Here is a 16,476-nt window from a genome sequence, read left to right on the forward strand (position 1 = left end):
TCATGTCCTACTTTTTCCGCAGAGCTTGGGCAAAGAAACTGTCAAAACGGGAATCCACATTTGCTGGGTAAACGGCTTCACCCGCCTTTTCAAATTCCGGATGCGCCTTCAAGAATCGCATGACCACCTTGGTCGTTTCTTCGGGATCGGGGCTGCATGTGGCATACACGAGAACGCCTCCTTCCGCAAGGCTTGCCGACGCCGATTCCAATATGCTGTACTGCAGTTCGGCTAGTTCCTTCACGGAATCTTGCGTCATGCGGTACTTCGATTCGGGCCTGCGTGCCATAACACCCATGTTGCTGCACGGCACATCGAGCAAAATCCTGTCGAAGGGGGAAGTCTCCCCCTCGCTCGCACGATTCCGTTGCTCGCTACCCCTTCTAGCGGGAGAACCCGCAACGCCCCCCAGCGCATCGCGGCATTCAACGCGCACGTTCGTTAACCCCAAGCGATCCACCACGTCATGCATCTTGAGCACGCGGGTTTCGGAAACGTCACTCGCCAAAATTTGGAGCGAAGAATCCATCTCCGCCATGAGCGCCGCCTTACCGCCGGGAGCAGCACAGGCATCCCACACCTTAAGGCCAGGCTTCAGGTCCAGAAGCTTCACGACCTCGTAGGCGGCAGGGTTTTGCAGGCTGAACTCGCCATTCGTGAAAGATTCCGATTCGAGAATCGGCTTGAGTTTCGCATCATCGGGAACCTGAATGTAGCGGTCGTAGAGAATCGAGGCACCCGTGAGCCCGAGCTTCTGCGAAACGACGGGGGCAGATGCTTTCTGCAGGTTCACGCGGATCCATTCCACGGGGCGTTCAAGCGTCGCCTTCGCAAGCGATTCGGCACGGTCAGCGCCGTAGACATCGAACCAGCGGCGAACCAGCCATTCGGGCACCGAATTTTCGATGGAGACCCGGCGCACCCGCTGCGGAGGGAGCTGCGGCAGGCCGGACCTGCGCGCGGCATGCAGCACGGCATTCACCAGCCGCGCGGAACCTTCTTGAAGGTTCGCCGCCTTCGCAAGTTCCACGCTCGTCGAAACGGCGGCGTGGTCCGGCACTTCGGTAAAGAACATCTGGAAAAGTCCCAGTTCCAGTACCGTGCAGACTTCGAGCGAAGGCATTTTCTTCACGAGCGACTTCACGAAGAATTGCAGGTACAGGTGCCTGCGGCACACGCCTAGGGCAAGTTCCATCGCGAATGGAAAAAGTCCGCTTTCCTTGATAAAGCTTCCGTCCTTCTGCCAGAGCACAAGAACGCGGAACGCATCCATTCTCTCTTTCAGCGATTCGTCTAGCAAAAACAAAGTCCTTCGCGCTTCTGGATTCCGCGCATAAAGTCGGCCACAGGCATCGTCTTCTTGCCTTCGGCCTGAATTTCAATCACTTCAAGCACGCCCTCGCCCGTCCCCACGTAAAAACGGTTGTCCTTGAATTCTACCGCACCTGGGGCAAGCTTCGGGCCCGCCTCCGGAGTATCCGTCTTGCGCAGATAAACCATGCGGCCGCCCAGCTTTCCGTAACCGCCGGGCCACGGGTTGAACGCGCGAATCCTGTCGTGAATTACCTTTGCGGGCAAGTCGAAGTCAATCAGGCCTTCTTCCTTTTTGAGCTTCGGTGCACCGCTTGCCTGTGCATGATCTTGCGTCAAGTCCTTCTCGCGGCCTTCCATGAGCTGGTGAATCGCATCGTCCAGCGCGTCGCAACCGGGAGCGACCATTTTTTCCAAAAGCGAGGCCGTCGTATCTTGATGGTCAATCGCCACCGTGCGCTGGGCAAGAATCGGGCCGTGGTCCATCTTCTCGTCCAGGCGGAAAACCGTGACGCCCGTTTCGGGGAGGCCATCGGCAATCGCGCGCTGCACCGGGGCGGCACCGCGGTACTTCGGAAGCAGGCTTCCGTGAACGTTCACGGCACCGAACTTCGCGACACCGAGAATGTTCTTCGGCAAAATCGAGTAGGCCACAACCACGAAAAGGTCTGCATCGAAGGCGCGCAGGGCGCTCTCGAATTCGGGCGACTTCAGGTCGGTCGGCTGCAGCACGGGGAGCCCGTATTCGAGCGCCAGTTGCTTGACTGGCGGGGGCGTAAGCACACGCCCGCGCCCTGCCGGGCGGTCAGGCTGCGTGACAACCGCCACCACGTCCACAAAATCAGATTCCTTGAGATGCTTCAAAAAACAGGCCGCAAATTCCGGCGTTCCCATAAATACGACTTTCATGTTACGAAATATAGAATTTACTTTTCTAAATTTACGCCCGCTATGAGAATCCCGCTCCAACTTGCCGTCATTTTCGCCATCTGCGTCGCCGGGGAGTTCCTCCACCGCATCGTGGGCGTGCCCCTGCCGGGGAACATTATCGGCATGGTCCTGTTGCTCATTTTACTTTGTACAAAAGTCATCAAGCCAGAGCAAATCTCGGGCGTCTCGAGCTTTTTCCTGAACCACCTGGCACTCTTCTTCTTGCCGCCAAGCATCGCCATCATGGCCGTCGGCGACGATGTCCTTTCCAAGTGGCCGCTCCTGCTGTTTCTCTGCATCGCCTTCACGCTCGTGACCATTGCAGCTGGCGGCCGGGTCACGCAGCTTTTTATCCGTAAGCAAGAATACCGCGAAAATCTCGCCTTGCGTGCAGAGCGCCTTGCCAAACGAGCAGTCCATAACGAAACAGACGGGGGCGAAAAATGAACGCCATCATCAACTCTCCCCTGTTTGGAATTCTGCTCACACTCGTCGCCTTTGAAATCGGCGTCGCCATCAGCAAGAAGTTCAAGTATTCCTTCCTGAACCCGCTCCTAATTGCGAACGTACTGATTGTCGGCTTTTTGCTAGTCACGGGCATCAGCCTCGAAAGCTACAACGTGGGCGGAGACTACATCTCGGTGATGCTCTCGCCCGCGACCGTCGTTCTCGCCGTACCGCTCTACAGACAAATTTCTAAACTCGCAAAATTCTGGAAACCCATACTCGCGGGCATTTTTGCAGGGAGCCTCACTTCGCTCGCTTGCGTCATCGCGGTAAGCAAGCTGATTGGCCTTAGCGAGATACTCATGCTATCGCTTTTACCCAAGTCCATCACTATTCCGATGGGTTCTGTCGTATCGGAGCAGATTGGCGGCATTCCGGCCGTAACCATCATCGCGATTACCATCACGGGAATCACGGGAGCGGTCGCGGCCCCCGCCGTATGCAGGTTCTGCCGCATCAAGCACAAGGTGGCCCAAGGAATCGCCATCGGCACGGCAAGCCACGCCCTCGGCACCACCCGAGCCATGGAGATGGGCGAAGTTCAGGGCGCCATGAGCAGCCTTTCCATCGGAGTCGCGGGACTTTTCACCGCAATCGCAGCACCGATTATTTTGAATCTTATCCGCTAAACCTTCCCCACCAAAATCTCGGCGACAATGCTTTCGCCTTCGGGGATGCCGCAGAGGGCCCTGAGTTCGTCGTGATAGAAGAAGCGCTCGCCGCGGGCCTTCCGCTGGAGCATTTCAGAAGATAGGTGCATGGACTGCAAGACATATCCCGCGTTCAGGTTCATGTAGCGGTAGGCGCGTTCACCGAGCAAGTTGCAGGACTCGTTCAGGTCGGCCGTAAGAATCACAGCAAAGCCCGCATTTTCGGCTTCTTCGGGTACGGCATGGCACTTTGCGAACTTCTTGATGTTGACCTCGCCCGACTGCATGTAGATGGACTTCCGCACCGGCACATAGCGGTAAACGCCGGGGAACACGAACATCACGTCGAAGGCGACCACCCAAATTTTCAGAAGCCCCGCCCCGAACAAGTTAATCTGCCCGACTTCCAACCAGCGGAGCATTCCCGAAAAGTCGTCGAGATCGAGGCCCACCTTCTTGAAAGGCCGGTAATCCCTAAAATCCGACACAAAGTCAGAAGCCATCTTCAGGTACTGCGGGGTGTCGAACCGGGCGGGCGTCAGCGGGAACTCATCGCCGGGGAGTGCCTGTGCCGAGAGCCTACGAATGCGGATACACTTTGAAAGGTCAACGATGCTTTCGGCCCTGTTCTGCAGCATGAACTGCGACGGATAACGCGATGACGCATCGTAGAGAACCGAATTTTCAGCAACGCACTCCATTTCGCTACGGTTGGAGTAGGCGGTCTCCCCAACGCCTTCGTCGACAGAATTGAAGGCCGTTTCGCTGTATTCCGGAAACACCGCGAGGGCAGCGAGCGGAAGCTCGGTTGCAGATAAATTAAGTGCTACGGCAAGTTCGTCATCGACAAAGCCACCCAAGGCAAAGACCTTCGCCCCCTTGGATTTTTGATGCAAAAGGACGCTTGTCGCACAGGCGCCGACATCTTGCAAGACCTGCGCATAGGCCGCTTCGCGGAAGCGCCAGACGGAGCTTTCCATCTGTCCCGTAAAAATATAGAGCAAAGGAGATTCTTCGACGACTTCCCTGTCAGGGAATGCCGACACAATCTTTTTCGTCTCTTCCTTACCACCGATACGCACCAGCTGCCCCACCACATCGGGAGCCGAGCTGTAGCCATCAGGGTCGTAGGCATACACTCCATCGGGAATGGAACGGCCTCGCACCACGACATAGACACCCACCGGGGCAAGCCCATCGCCAGAAACATACCCAAACGGGGGAACTTCTCCCTGGTGCAGGTCGATCCGGTTGCACCCCTTGTAGCGACGGTCACCGGTTTTCTGCGATTCCCAGGACAAATCCACAGGCTTTTCCTTGCGGACATAGCGAATGGAGTGGTGGTATTTTTCAGAAAAGAACCGCATATCCAAAAGATAAAAAAGTCTTTTTTTTCTAAATTTGAGCGCGATGAAAGACAAGGCAAAAAAACTGATTGAAAAGTACGAGGAACTGGAATCGGAACTCGGGAATCCGGATGTTCTTTCTGACCAGGCTCGTTACAACAAGATTCACAAGCAGTACAAGGGTATCGAAAAGGCTGTACTCAAGGCCAAGGAATACCTGCAGATGCTTAACGACCAGGAAGAATGGAAGGCCGCACTTGGCGATTCCGACCCTGAAATGGTCGCGATGGCGAAGTCGGAACTTTCCGACATCGAAAAGAAGCTGCCGGGCATTACCGACGAGCTCCAGATTCTGATGGTGCCGAAGGACCCGTGGGACTACCGCAATGCGACGCTCGAAATCCGCGGCGGTACCGGCGGCGACGAATCGGCGCTTTTTGCGGGCGACCTGTTCCGCATGTACCAGGGTTATTGCAGCCGCATGGGCTGGAAGATGACCATTCAGGATGCGAGCGAAGGCACCGTGGGTGGCTACAAGGAAATCCGCGTATTCATTGAAGGCGACAGCGTATACGGAACGCTCAAGTTCGAAAGCGGCGTGCACCGCGTGCAGCGCGTGCCCGAAACCGAAACCCAGGGCCGCGTGCATACCTCTGCCGCAACCGTCGCCATTCTCCCCGAAGCAGAAGAAGTCGACGTGGAAATTCGCGAAGCCGACATCCACATGGACACCTATCGTTCTTCGGGCGCCGGCGGTCAGTACATCAACAAGACGGACTCCGCCGTGCGACTCACCCACATTCCGACAGGCGTGGTGGTGAGCTGCCAGACAGAACGTAGCCAGTTGCAGAACCGCTTGCACGCCATGGAAATGCTGCGTTCCAAGATTTTGGACGCCGTGATTGCCAAAAAGGAACAGGAAGAAGCTGCTAGCCGTAAGGCCTTGGTGGGCACCGGTGACCGTAGCGCCAAAATTCGCACCTACAACTTCCCGCAGAACCGCGTCACCGACCACCGCATCGGCCTTACGCTGTACAATTTGGACAAAGTCATCACTGGCGACCTGGATGAAATCATCAACGGGCTTCAGATGGCCAACGCCCAGGAAAAGCTCGGGAAGTTCAACGCTTAATGGATTGCCGCGGCCCCCATACGGGGCCTCGCAATGACGCACGATAGGAATGTCTATAATGCCACAGATGACCGTACTTGAAATTTTGAACCGCACCAAGGTCTTCTTCGAAAAGAAGGGAATTCCTGACGCGCGCCTAGACGCTGAGTACATCATCAGCCACGGGCTCAAAATGAAGAGCCGCATGGACATCTACCTGAACTTCGAAAAGCCGCTCACCGATGCAGAGCTCGACGTACTCCGCCAAATGGTGGCCCGCCGCGCGAACCGCGAACCGCTACAGCACATCGTGGGCGACACGAGCTTTCGCGGATTCATCATCAAGTGCGATAAGCGGGCGCTGATCCCGCGCCCCGAAACCGAATCCCTCGTGGATATGGCCAAAGAGGCGTTGAAGGGAATCGAGAACCCGTTCATTGTAGAGGTGGGCACGGGATCAGGGGCGATTTCGATCGCCTGCGCGAAAGAAATTGCCGGGGCTATTGTGCTTGCGACAGACATTTCTGAAGACGCCCTTTCGCTCGCCCGCGAAAACGCAGAAGCGAACGGACTCGGCGAAGGCTCCGAAGGTTCGAACCTAAAATTTGTCCAAGGCGACCTGCTCGTCGCCGTCACCTCCGATGTAATTGCAAAGGCCACAGGCAGCGCCGACAAAAAAATCGACTGCCTGATCGCAAACCTCCCCTACATTCCCGACAGCGAAAAGGGAAAACTCCAGCCCGAAGTTGACAAGTTCGATCCGGCGCTCGCCCTATACGGTGGACCCGACGGACTCACGCTCGTGCGCAAGATGCTCTCGCAGACCGAAGGCAGACTCAGCTCCGGCGCCCCGATTTTCCTTGAAATCGGTTCGGAGCAAGCCGAAGTCTTGAAGAACGAAGCCGAAAGCTATCCGTGGCTCGAATTCGCAGGAATCCACAAGGATTTCTGCGGCAGCGTCCGATTCGTAAGTTACAGGTGTAAGTAAGAATCGTATGATTCCTGGACGCTACGCATCCAGGATGACAGTTCCATATAACGCTTAAGTCCCCACGGCACAGCCGAGCGCAGAAAGCACATACGTTTCGCTTTCTCCCATACGGTAATAGGGCAGGAGCGTCTCGTCGTCGAGGAGCGAATTGTCCAGGCCATTTAGCTGGAGCTGTTCGTCAATGCGGCGCTTGAAGGATAAAAAACCGGAATTTTTCCAAAGAATGTTCTCTTCGGAGTCGGTTTTACAGGCAGACTTTTCTACACGATACTTGCTATACATATTTCCTCTTTTTTAAAGAAAGGCACACAAACGGACTAGTGCTTTTCTGTACAGCAAAATATAGAATCGATTCAATGTCATATAATGACATTTTAAGCTTTTTCTGAAAAAAATTCGGCTTATTCAACGACAGTGGCGGTAACATAGGCATGTCCCACCTTGTCAAGGCCAATCTTCTTGCCCGCCGCCACGCTCAAGTCCAGGATTCGGTCGCCCACATAGGGACCGCGGTCGTTCACGCGGACTTCGACGCTTTCGCCATTGTCCTTGCGCACCACCTTGAGCTTTGTGCCAAAAGGCAATGTCTTATGGGCGCAGGTGTAGTCGTTTTGGTCGAAGGTCTCGCCGCTCGCCGTGAGCTTTCCATGGAAGCCAGGGCCATAATAGCTCGCCTCTCCTTCGATCTTTGTACCAATCTCTGCTTTTTCACCCGAAGCGTAATGCTTGCCCGGGAACCTAACATAGCCCTTTCGCGACGCAATTTTTGCATTTGCCGCCGCACAGCCAGACAAGAGGAGCGATGTCGCAAGGCCAAGGACCACCGCCAAGGCGGCAAGATGTTTCAACCTACTCAAAATCATACATACTGTTGTAGGTGTTTTCGAGAATTTCGTCTTCCTTGCTCTTGACTTCGGCCTGCTTTTCTTCGGGAGCCTTGTTCAATTCTTCGTAGTACTGCGCAGACAGCCTATCCACATGTGTTTCGGTGCTCTTGACGCGCTTGCGGAGTCTCTCCAAATCCTTGTCCGTGATGGTCAAGCGGGAGTTCATCATCTTTGCAGCCTGTTTGCCCCATGGGGTCTGTCCATACTTGTCGCGCAGTTCCTTGTATGTCCGCATCGTGCTGTCGATGCGTTCCGGGTTCATCTGGAAATAGACCGCCTTCATGTAAAGGGCCTGTATTCCCGACTGGGTTTCTGGATACTGCTGATACAGCGTGTCAAAGTAGGTGAATGCCCGCGCGTACGCCGAATCTACGGAATCCATCTGGTCCAGGGGCATCTCGGAGGCAATCGTCCAGAGGCTTTCGGCCTCCATGTACTTTTCTTTTGCCAGGTCCTCGCGGGTCTTGAGCGTCACTCGCATTCCCAGGTTCACCTGCGCCTGCTTCGCATACTCTGTATCGGGGTACTTCTCGATGATTTCCTTGTAGATTTCTTCGGCCGCATCGGGGTCGTGCATGTATTCATCGTAGATGAACGCCTTGGCATAGATGGCGCGCAGGGTCTTTGCGCTGTCGCCCGAATCCTTGATGACGTTGTCGAGCCTCATGATGGCGCTGTCGACTTCGGAAAGCTTGAAGAGGAAGAGTTCTGCAATCAGGAATTCGGAACGGAAGAAGTTTTCCACGTTGGGAATGGAATCCTTGCGGTCCTTGTCGTTCTGGTTCCGCATCGCGATCAGGCGCTTCAGGGCGTCGCGGCGTTCGCGGCTTTCCTGGCCCCACTTGCTAATGGTCCTGGAGATAAAGCTGCTGTCGTAGTAGACCACCGCCTTGTCGTAGTCAATCGTCTTGTGCTGTTCGTAGTCGCCCAGGCAGAAATAGCTGCGGGAAGCCTCTTCTGAACGCGGATAATCCGTATTCACCTTCTGCAAGATGATAATGGCATCGGGGTAACGCTCGGCAAGCATGGTGAGTTCACCGATGCGCACCAGGTATTCAGCCTGCTTGGATTCATATTCGGGATTCTTGTAGAGTTCCTTGTATTCGTCGGCGGCTTGCAGGTATTCCTTGCGGTTCGCTAGACATTCCGCCGCCTGCGAGCCCGCCGTCTGCTGTTCGCGCGGGTTCAGTTCCTTGATTTCCTTGGCGATGTAATGTTCGCGGGCCTTGTCCCAGTTTTCCTTCTTGAAGTAAAGCCCCGCAAGCCTGAAGTGAGCCTTGCCGCGCATGAAGGGTGTTCCCGCCGTATCCGCGAGCAGCGCTTCCAGGGACGCAATCGCCTGTTCGGGAGCTTCGGACTGTTCATCCAAAAGCGAAAGGAGATTCAGCCCCTGGAAATAGTACGGGTGATCCTTTGAAGCAACCACCGGTTCCAGAGCAAAACGGCTGATGTTGAATTCCTGGTTGCGGTAAAGGCAATAGGCGCGCTGGTACTCCACCGCCTTCATGGAATCGTGGTCGGCAAAGTAGCGTTCAAACTCGTCGTACTTGGTAATCGCCTTGCTCCACTCGTGCTTGTGGCGGAAAGCCTCGCCAATCAGGAAAACGGCCTCGGCGGTACGCTTCTTGTTCTTGGGGAAGCGTTCCAGCACACGGGAACCTTTTTCGATAATTTTGTCGTACTTCTGGCGTTCCTCGGAGCCGGGCAGGGAATTTTCGCTATCGGGAATGCTGTCCATGCGGGCGGCGCGCATCTCCCCGGCCTGTTCGTCCAGGCGTTCCGCATTGAACATGTGGTTCAGATAGGCACAGCAAGTGCAGCCCTCTAACACGAGGGCAACAAGAGCCAATGCCAAAAAACGGAACATCATAGCGTAAAGATACAAAAAACCACACTACACATTAGTACTGGTTCAGGTACTTGCTGTAATCGCAGAGCTTGAGTCCCGGCGGAAGCGCCGTCTTGTCGAATCGTACCATGCGGACTTCGGCGGGCTTACCCACCACTCGGGCAAGCATTTCGAAGTTGTCCTGGGTTTCCCACACGGCCGCATCGATAATAAGGCCGTCGCCACAGTCCGTTTCGCCAGTGCTGTTCCCGATGCCCGATATTCTAGAGTTCTGCTTCAGGAGCCGCGTGTACACTTCCGGGGCGATTCCAAAGTGGTTCGAACTCGACGACGAATCGTAGACGACCACATGGACCTCGCGGAAATGATTGAGCGAGTCGAACACGACCGTGTAGGTGTGCTTGTAGGGAGCAATGTAGAACGATTCCTGCCACACATTGTTGGAAACAGGCCTGAAATTTGATATGGAATACTTCTTGAAGAACTCCCTCGGGGTCGCCCCATAACGAACAACATAATGGCCAAGCATCGTCGAGAAGTCGTGGACCTTCGACGGCGACATGCTTTCGCGGAGGCTGTCAACGGCACGATTCAAGTTCGCTGTCAGGCCATCGTTTTTGTTGATGGGCGCAGGGCGCGTTATTGACGCTTCCTGGATGCGCTGCTGGATATCCGGATAATCGGGATCGACCTTCTGGATTTCCTGGAACTGTGTTCGGGCACGGTCAAACTGGCGACCCTTCAGGTAGGCGCGGCCAAGCGCTTCGCGCAGCGGCAGATTTTCGGGATACTTCTCGACGAGCGGCTCCAAGATGTCTAAAGCGGTCTGGGCACGGTCTTGCGGAGAAAGCACCACGCCTGCCCCCGTACCCGGCGGGGACTTTTCTCCCAAAGTCGAGGCAGCTTCACGAGCGGGCTTATAGTCGGGCATAAAGGCAAGAATGCGCTGGTAGATTTTTTCGGCCTTGTCGAAATGCCCCTGGTATTCATCCAGATAGCCCCGCAGCAAGAGCAGCTTGACATTGACCGGGAACTGCGACAGGGCGTACTCTACAATGGCAGCACAGCTGTCCAGGTTACCGCTCCGGTGATACAGGTCGGCCAGCGACTCGTATGCAGAGGGGACATCGCCGCTGGACAAGCTGATGACCGTCTTGAATTCGTTTGTCGCCTGCAGGTAGCGGCCGTTATCCATCAAAATCTTGCCATACCACAGCCTGGTCTGGTACAGCGCAGGCGCCCGTTCCGAGGCGACCCGTGCAAGTTCCATCGCCGCGGACTCGTTGCCGGACTTGTAGATTTTTCGGCTTTCCAGATAGGCGGCAATGCCAGACCCCGGAAAACGCACCTGCAGCTTTTCTATCAGGAGGAACTGGCGGTCCTGCTGGGCATCCGTCAGGGAATCCATTTCGAACAAGATGTTCAGCTGGCCCAGAAGCGCCGGCAAAAGATCGGGGTAAAGAACGATGACGCCGTCGTAGATGTCGTACGCCGACGAAAGCGAACCCGACCGCGCCAGTTCTGCCGCACGGCGCAGCTCCGTCTGGACCTGCACCGGAACAGCGGCCATTTCAGCGGAGATGTCCGGAGTGTCACCGCGGATGACCGTGGAGCCAGCCGGAAGCCCAAAAGGGATACCCCCGACAATAATCTTACTTGGGCCATAGACATCATAAATGCGAAAGCCCGCCAAAGCAAGCAGGGCCCCACAGCATAGCGTCAAAAACAGATAGGCGGCCTTTCGGGCCGAAGAAGACGAATTCGCCATTATTTTTCCAGGAAATCAGCCAATCTTTCTTTGTGTTCCTTGCTCTTCTGCAAGCGGCGCAAAGTCTTGTTCTTGATCTGGCGTACACGTTCGCGGCTCAGCTTCAGGTCCTCACCGATGTCCTTCAGCGTATTGTCTTCTACGGTATCCAGTCCATAGAACATGCGCAGGATTTCCTCTTCGCGCTGCGGCAGCGCGGACAGGGTTTCCTGAATCAGCTTCTTGCGTTCTTCCTTTTCCAAATCTTCGTTCTGGTTTCCGTCGGAACCGAGGACATCCATCAGGGTGCTCACCGTATCGCCAGTACCCGCCACGGTCGTTGCATCGCCAATGGGGGCGTCGAGCGAGATGTCGACAATCTTTTCCATGACTTCGACGATATCCTTTTCGAACGGGGCAAACTCGTCCATCGCAATAGTGCGGTCGTAGTCGCCTTCGTTCTGCATCAGGGCACGCTTAAAACGATTCACCAGGGCAAGCTTGTTGGGAGGAATTCGAACCGCCCCCACCTGTTCAAACAGGGCCTTCTGAATGGACTGACGAATCCACCAGACCGCATACGAAATGAACTTGACATCCTTGCCCATATCAAAGCGTTTCGCAGCCTTGTAGAGTCCGATGTTACCTTCGTTGATAAGATCCAGGAGAGAAAGTCCCCTCCCCTGATACTTTCGCGCCACGCTCACCACAAAGCGGAGGTTGCCACGAATCAGGCGCTGCAGAGCGGACTTGCGGATTTCCTCGGCCTGGTCGCTCTTGATAATCTCAAGAAGAGCATCCTCTTCCTGGGGACTCAGGGTAGGAAACCGATTCAGATCCCTAAAATATAGCGCTTCGTTTGCATCACTCATAAAAACACATACCTTCGATTCTTCAAGGAAAATTTCCCTTAAGACATTCCAAATATGTCTTTTTACTTTATTTTCGTCAAGTTGTATAACTTATCATACGGGTAAATTCCTGAATTGTGACCATCGCTAAATGAAAGGCCCGCCGCATAGCGTCCAATCGACTGCACCTTCACAAGAGCAATATCGGATGGAACCGTGGTATCATCCAAAAGCTTTTCACCCGTATGTTCGTCGACGCACAGGGCGCATGGGCACGCGAGACGAAGTTCGCGAATGCCACACGCACCGCGGCTGCCGTCGTTCCACTCAAAGCCGAGCTTTCCGTCGCTTGTTCTGAAAACTTTCTTGGGCTGAATCATACATCCTCCACAGGAAGTTCCGCAAATTCGTAGTTGAAATTCTTGAGAACGGCTTCGCCTTCGGATTCAAACATCGAAAGCGTGCGCACGGTGGCGTCTGCAGCCTGCATGAACGCTTTCGCCGACTCGGAGTTCGGGTAACGCAGCACCGCGGGGGTCCCTTCGTCGCCACAGCCCGCAACAGCCGGTTCAAGCGGCACCTTCGCGATGAGCGGCACGCCCCAACTTTTCGCGATGCGTTCACCGCCACCTTCGCGGAAAATGTTGTGATGCTTGCCGCACTGATCGCAAATGAAGTAGCTCATGTTCTCGACGACGCCTACCACAGGAACGCCCACCGAGTCGAACATGGCAAGACCCTTGCGGCAGTCCGCGAGAGCCACTTCCTGCGGAGTCGTCACCACGACGGCGCCTGCCATCGGGCAATTCTGCGTGAGCGTGAGCTGAATGTCGCCCGTTCCTGGAGGAAAGTCCACAAGCAAGTAGTCGAGACGCCCCCACCGCACATGGTGGATAAAGTGCTGGATCATCTGCGACACCATGGGGCCGCGCCAGATGGTCGCCTTGTCGCTGTCGGCAAACATGCACATGGAAACGATGCTGATTCCCCCCTTCGCTTCGACCGGGGCAATCGTGTTGTCGTCAAAGACCTCGGGAGCCTTGTCGATACCGAACATGAGACCCATCGACGGTCCGTAGATGTCGGCATCGAGAATGCCTACGCGCGCACCGGAAAGGCTCAATGCCATGGCAAGGTTCGCCGTCACCGTAGACTTGCCGACGCCGCCCTTTCCGCTTGCGACAGCGACCACATGGGCAACTTCGCCCAAGTAGGACACCTTTGGAGCAGATGTAGCCGTATTGGAGTCCCCCACGCGCCCCTGCGCAGTAAATGTCACATCCACGGCAGAGGCGCCAAGCGACTTGACAATAGCCACGCACTGGTCCTTGAACTGGTCGCGGATAGGGCATGCCGGAGTCGTGAGCCTAAGGTCGAAGCTCACCTTGTCGCCATCAATCTTTAAGTTCTGGACAAAATTCAGTTCCACGATATTCTTGTGGAGATCGGGATCCTGAACTGCCCGCAAGGCATTCAAAATGGTCTGTTCGTTCAGTTGCATAATAGTAGGCGGTAAACTGGTTTATAGAGAGAATTTCGGCATGCGAAGGAGATGGGTCATGCAAGGAGGCCACTCCTCTTCGTAGTGGCTCACTAAAATGATCGTCGTCTCCCTAGAAAGCAGCTGCAGCAAGTTGAAAATCTTTTCGCGGTAGGCGCCCTGCAGTCCCTGGGTCGGCTCGTCGAGCAAAAGCACCTTGGGCGGTCGTATCGCCGCGCGAGCCATCAGCACCACGCGCTTGTCGATGGGAGAGAGACTACGGAAACGGGCGTGAATATCTTCGAAACCTAGGTACGTGAGCCAATCCTTGGCCTTCGCGCGTTCTTCCCAGGTGGTGTTTTCGGCCTTGCAGAGGTTCCCGGTAAAACCCGTGCACAGCACTTCGGAAAGGTCCAAGTCTTCGCGGTACTGTAACGCAAGTTCTGGCGAGAAGAATCCGAGTTTCGCCTTGTGGTCCCAAATATTGAGCCCATGGCCCGGACGCTCCCCCAGGAGCGTGATGTCGTTCTTGTAGATCTGCGGATGGTCCGCCGTGAGCATGCCCAAGAGCGTACTCTTGCCGGCGCCGTTTTCACCCATGACCGCCCAGTGCTCGCCCTTACGGACAGTCCAGCTCAGATTTTTCAGGACAGTCGTGTCGCCGAACTGCACGTTCACGTTCTTCAGGTCAAAGAGGATTTCAGAAGAGGTTTGAGCGATGGGGTCGCTCGCAAGCTCGCTTTGAGGTTTGAGCAAAACTATCTCGTAATCCGTGAGTTCGGCCTTGGTGAACTTGGGCTTGGCCGCGGCATCCGGGAGCTTTCCCGCATACTGCGTAAAGGTCTTGTCCGCATACACGAACGCAGGAATTTCAGGCAACAGCTCATCTTCACGGGCAAGGCGCACCGCAAGCTTTACGCCGGGGCGCTTTGACAAGTCCACGACGCTTGCCGAAAGGTGACAGCGGTATTCCGGGTCAAGGCCTCCAAACAGGTCGTTGAAGTAAATCCACTCGGGATTTTCCATCCACATGCGCGCCAAGAGCACGCGGCGAAGTTCCCCATTCGATAAGCTCAGGAGCTTGCGATCCAAGACTTCTTTGGAAAGTTCCGCAATCGCTATGGCCTCGTCGAGCTTTGCAGGATCAGTCTCCGGCCACGCCATGTCATCAATGTAGCGGTCAGTCTGCAAAAAGAACTTCTTGTTCAAGAGCAGGTTCCTTACGAGCGGGGCCTCAGAGTCGTGCAGGCTGATAAAACGCTGCTGGAAAAACGGGGCAAGCGCCCGCTGGATTTTCCGCTGCATCGCTTCCGACATCGTGGAAACATTTTTCTGCTGGTTCAAAAAATGGGTAATGACCCTGTCCAAGTCCTCGCCCTCGGTGCTGAAAATCTGCACCTGCGGGTACATTTCAATCAGGGCCTCAAAACGCTTGAATTCCATACTCCCAAATATAGAAAGGTCTTCTCAACAAAGAAGAATAACGCCATAGCCGATTGGGCTTGACGATTGGGCGCGAGTGGTCTTTCACCCTACATTGCTTGGTATATTTTGAATATCGCGAGAATCTTCCCGACAATAGCCGGAATTCCCGGGCACAAGAAGCAGAGTATTACACGTGTCACGCGGTTCTTCCACCAGCGCTTGACCTGCCAGACATCGTCGGCCAAGGTTTCCATTTCAGAGACGCGCGGAGGCCGCATGTACACCTGCGTAAGTGCCGTGAAGAAACCTACACCGATGAGCGGCGTAAGCCCCGTAAAGGGAGCTACCAAAAGCGCCACCAGAACCGTAAGCGGGTGGCCGCCAGCAACAATCGCACCAAGCATAGCTCCCCCACCGGTGAGCATCGCCCACTGCAGGCTGAGTTCACCCGCCTTGGCGGCACCTGCATGTACGCCGACAGCGACAATGCTTGCGACAATCGCAATGGGTATGGCCCACCCGATAATCTTCCAGACCGGGGAGCTCTTCGGAATGACACTGATGGATTCTTCGCTCGGAAGCGGCTTGTCCTCCTCGATGATACTTGCAATCCCCCTCATGTGACCGGCTCCCACCACGGCGACAATCTTTTTTCCTGGCGCAGCCTTGATCTTCATCGCTAGGAACTGGTCGCGTTCGTCGATCAGCACCTGCTTGACTTCGGGAAAGTTCTTGCCGAATTCCTGCATCATGGAACTCAGGGCATCCTGTTCCTTAATTTTTGCGAGCTCTTCCTCGCTTACTTCGGTCTTGTCGAATATGCTTGCAAAAAGTCCAGCCAGCAGGTTCAGCTTGCGGTACCAGGGAGTACATGCCCATGTGCGCCTAAGCGTCACCTTGATGTCGCGGTCGGCAAGCACCAGTTCGGCATTCTTCTCGCCTGCGACATCGACCGCCTCCTTTAGTTCGGAACCAGGCTTTACACCCGTCTGGGCGCCCATACGCTTCTGGTAGGATCCAAGGACCAAATTTGCAATCAGCGTCGCGAGCTGCTTTTTCTTGATGACTTCCTTAAGGTCGGTCTTTTTCCAGCGGTCGGGATCCTGAATGGACTTCAGGCGGCCTTCGTCCAGTTCAACGCAGACGGTATCCGGGGACTCCGCCTCGATTGTTTCGCGAACCAGTTCCTTGGAGGCCTGCGAAATATGGGCGGTTCCAATCAAAATGATTTCATGGTCGTCTCTTTGGATGCGGTAAATGTCTGCGTTTTCGTTCATAGGCCTATAATGATAGCAAGAAAAAGGTGTCTAGATTGAAAAAATTTTCACTTTTTTGTTTACTTTACAAAAAAATGTTTATATTTAGGTAAAATCCTATTTTTTTTCGGAGGC

General features: G+C 55.0%; 16 protein-coding genes. 4 read left to right on the forward strand and 12 right to left on the reverse strand.

The genetic code is table 11. From position 1 onward, the window contains the following. Positions 1 to 7 precede the first annotated feature (7 nt). Both ACKI61_RS00240 and fmt read right to left on the reverse strand, forming a co-directional pair. Positions 8 to 1,300, reverse strand: coding sequence for a transcription antitermination factor NusB (locus tag ACKI61_RS00240; protein WP_407455821.1), 1,293 nt, complete (start codon positions 1,298 to 1,300; stop codon positions 8 to 10). Next, positions 1,294 to 2,220, reverse strand: a complete 927-nt coding sequence (gene fmt / locus ACKI61_RS00245; protein ID WP_407455822.1) for a methionyl-tRNA formyltransferase — start codon at positions 2,218 to 2,220, stop codon at positions 1,294 to 1,296. The genes ACKI61_RS00240 and fmt overlap by 7 nt, the downstream gene beginning before the upstream one ends. Before the next feature lie 42 nt (positions 2,221 to 2,262). Here fmt and ACKI61_RS00250 point away from each other — a divergent pair, with 42 nt between their 5' ends. Together ACKI61_RS00250 and ACKI61_RS00255 are read left to right on the forward strand one after the other, a co-directional pair. Continuing rightward, on the forward strand, positions 2,263 to 2,688 hold the full coding sequence (locus ACKI61_RS00250; protein WP_407455823.1) for a CidA/LrgA family protein: 426 nt from the start codon (positions 2,263 to 2,265) through the stop codon (positions 2,686 to 2,688). Next, positions 2,685 to 3,377: an LrgB family protein gene (locus ACKI61_RS00255; protein ID WP_407455824.1), complete on the forward strand. Its 693-nt coding sequence runs from the start codon at positions 2,685 to 2,687 to the stop codon at positions 3,375 to 3,377. Before ACKI61_RS00250 ends, ACKI61_RS00255 begins: the two co-directional genes overlap by 4 nt. On the opposite strand, the gene ACKI61_RS00260 is transcribed toward ACKI61_RS00255, so the two are convergent. Continuing rightward, positions 3,374 to 4,765, reverse strand: a complete 1,392-nt coding sequence (locus ACKI61_RS00260; protein WP_407455825.1) for a hypothetical protein — start codon at positions 4,763 to 4,765, stop codon at positions 3,374 to 3,376. The two genes, ACKI61_RS00255 and ACKI61_RS00260, sit on opposite strands and share 4 nt — an antisense overlap. 43 nt (positions 4,766 to 4,808) lie before the next feature. Here ACKI61_RS00260 and prfA point away from each other — a divergent pair, with 43 nt between their 5' ends. Both prfA and prmC read left to right on the forward strand, forming a co-directional pair. Next, the gene (gene prfA / locus ACKI61_RS00265) at positions 4,809 to 5,876 is read left to right on the forward strand and encodes a peptide chain release factor 1 (RefSeq protein ID WP_073057722.1); all 1,068 of its coding nucleotides are present in this window, start codon (positions 4,809 to 4,811) and stop codon (positions 5,874 to 5,876) included. Between the two features lie 58 nt (positions 5,877 to 5,934). After that, complete coding sequence (gene prmC / locus ACKI61_RS00270) at positions 5,935 to 6,843, forward strand: peptide chain release factor N(5)-glutamine methyltransferase (RefSeq protein WP_407455826.1); 909 nt, start codon at positions 5,935 to 5,937, stop codon at positions 6,841 to 6,843. 54 nt (positions 6,844 to 6,897) lie between these two features. Here prmC and ACKI61_RS00275 read toward each other — a convergent pair whose 3' ends face one another. The 9 genes from ACKI61_RS00275 to ACKI61_RS00315 all read right to left on the reverse strand — a co-directional run bounded on the left by ACKI61_RS00275 (position 6,898) and on the right by ACKI61_RS00315 (position 16,362). Next, positions 6,898 to 7,128, reverse strand: coding sequence for a hypothetical protein (locus ACKI61_RS00275; protein WP_407455827.1), 231 nt, complete (start codon positions 7,126 to 7,128; stop codon positions 6,898 to 6,900). A gap of 119 nt (positions 7,129 to 7,247) precedes the next feature. Then, positions 7,248 to 7,703, reverse strand: a complete 456-nt coding sequence (locus ACKI61_RS00280) for a septal ring lytic transglycosylase RlpA family protein (RefSeq protein WP_407455828.1) — start codon at positions 7,701 to 7,703, stop codon at positions 7,248 to 7,250. Then, positions 7,696 to 9,603 (reverse strand): tetratricopeptide repeat protein, encoded by a 1,908-nt coding sequence (locus ACKI61_RS00285; protein ID WP_407455829.1) that lies wholly within the window; start codon positions 9,601 to 9,603, stop codon positions 7,696 to 7,698. The genes ACKI61_RS00280 and ACKI61_RS00285 overlap by 8 nt, the downstream gene beginning before the upstream one ends. A gap of 31 nt (positions 9,604 to 9,634) precedes the next feature. Beyond that, entirely contained in the window at positions 9,635 to 11,350 is a 1,716-nt protein-coding gene (locus ACKI61_RS00290) for a tetratricopeptide repeat protein (RefSeq protein ID WP_407455830.1), read from the reverse strand. After that, positions 11,350 to 12,201 carry an RNA polymerase sigma factor RpoD/SigA gene (locus tag ACKI61_RS00295; RefSeq protein WP_407455831.1) on the reverse strand — a complete coding sequence of 284 codons (852 nt, stop codon included), beginning with the start codon at positions 12,199 to 12,201 and terminating at the stop codon, positions 11,350 to 11,352. Before ACKI61_RS00295 ends, ACKI61_RS00290 begins: the two co-directional genes overlap by 1 nt. A 62-nt stretch (positions 12,202 to 12,263) precedes the next feature. After that, a complete protein-coding gene (locus ACKI61_RS00300; protein WP_407455832.1) occupies positions 12,264 to 12,560 on the reverse strand; it encodes a DUF971 domain-containing protein in 297 nt (98 codons plus the stop codon). Then, complete coding sequence (locus tag ACKI61_RS00305) at positions 12,557 to 13,681, reverse strand: Mrp/NBP35 family ATP-binding protein (protein WP_407455833.1); 1,125 nt, start codon at positions 13,679 to 13,681, stop codon at positions 12,557 to 12,559. The genes ACKI61_RS00300 and ACKI61_RS00305 overlap by 4 nt, the downstream gene beginning before the upstream one ends. A gap of 21 nt (positions 13,682 to 13,702) precedes the next feature. Next, positions 13,703 to 15,103, reverse strand: coding sequence for an ATP-binding cassette domain-containing protein (locus ACKI61_RS00310; protein WP_407455834.1), 1,401 nt, complete (start codon positions 15,101 to 15,103; stop codon positions 13,703 to 13,705). An 89-nt stretch (positions 15,104 to 15,192) separates the two neighbouring features. Then, complete coding sequence (locus tag ACKI61_RS00315) at positions 15,193 to 16,362, reverse strand: TraB/GumN family protein (RefSeq protein ID WP_407455835.1); 1,170 nt, start codon at positions 16,360 to 16,362, stop codon at positions 15,193 to 15,195. Positions 16,363 to 16,476: the final 114 nt, after the last annotated feature.

It is taken from the genome of Fibrobacter sp. (genome assembly GCF_045601785.1).
Classification (GTDB): domain Bacteria; phylum Fibrobacterota; class Fibrobacteria; order Fibrobacterales; family Fibrobacteraceae; genus Fibrobacter.

Excerpts from the sequence above, each read along its gene's own strand:
- ACKI61_RS00305 (WP_407455833.1), bottom strand. The coding sequence starts at position 13,681 with ATGCAACTGAACGAACAGACCATTTTGAATGCCTTGCGGGCAGTTCAG.
- ACKI61_RS00260 (WP_407455825.1), bottom strand. The coding sequence starts at position 4,765 with ATGCGGTTCTTTTCTGAAAAATACCACCACTCCATTCGCTATGTCCGC.
- ACKI61_RS00250 (WP_407455823.1), top strand. The coding sequence starts at position 2,263 with ATGAGAATCCCGCTCCAACTTGCCGTCATTTTCGCCATCTGCGTCGCC.
- ACKI61_RS00290 (WP_407455830.1), bottom strand. The coding sequence starts at position 11,350 with ATGGCGAATTCGTCTTCTTCGGCCCGAAAGGCCGCCTATCTGTTTTTG.
- ACKI61_RS00255 (WP_407455824.1), top strand. The coding sequence starts at position 2,685 with ATGAACGCCATCATCAACTCTCCCCTGTTTGGAATTCTGCTCACACTC.
- prmC (WP_407455826.1), top strand. The coding sequence starts at position 5,935 with ATGCCACAGATGACCGTACTTGAAATTTTGAACCGCACCAAGGTCTTC.
- ACKI61_RS00300 (WP_407455832.1), bottom strand. The coding sequence starts at position 12,560 with ATGATTCAGCCCAAGAAAGTTTTCAGAACAAGCGACGGAAAGCTCGGC.
- fmt (WP_407455822.1), bottom strand. The coding sequence starts at position 2,220 with ATGAAAGTCGTATTTATGGGAACGCCGGAATTTGCGGCCTGTTTTTTG.
- prfA (WP_073057722.1), top strand. The coding sequence starts at position 4,809 with ATGAAAGACAAGGCAAAAAAACTGATTGAAAAGTACGAGGAACTGGAA.
- ACKI61_RS00285 (WP_407455829.1), bottom strand. The coding sequence starts at position 9,603 with ATGATGTTCCGTTTTTTGGCATTGGCTCTTGTTGCCCTCGTGTTAGAG.
- ACKI61_RS00315 (WP_407455835.1), bottom strand. The coding sequence starts at position 16,362 with ATGAACGAAAACGCAGACATTTACCGCATCCAAAGAGACGACCATGAA.
- ACKI61_RS00310 (WP_407455834.1), bottom strand. The coding sequence starts at position 15,103 with ATGGAATTCAAGCGTTTTGAGGCCCTGATTGAAATGTACCCGCAGGTG.
- ACKI61_RS00295 (WP_407455831.1), bottom strand. The coding sequence starts at position 12,201 with ATGAGTGATGCAAACGAAGCGCTATATTTTAGGGATCTGAATCGGTTT.
- ACKI61_RS00275 (WP_407455827.1), bottom strand. The coding sequence starts at position 7,128 with ATGTATAGCAAGTATCGTGTAGAAAAGTCTGCCTGTAAAACCGACTCC.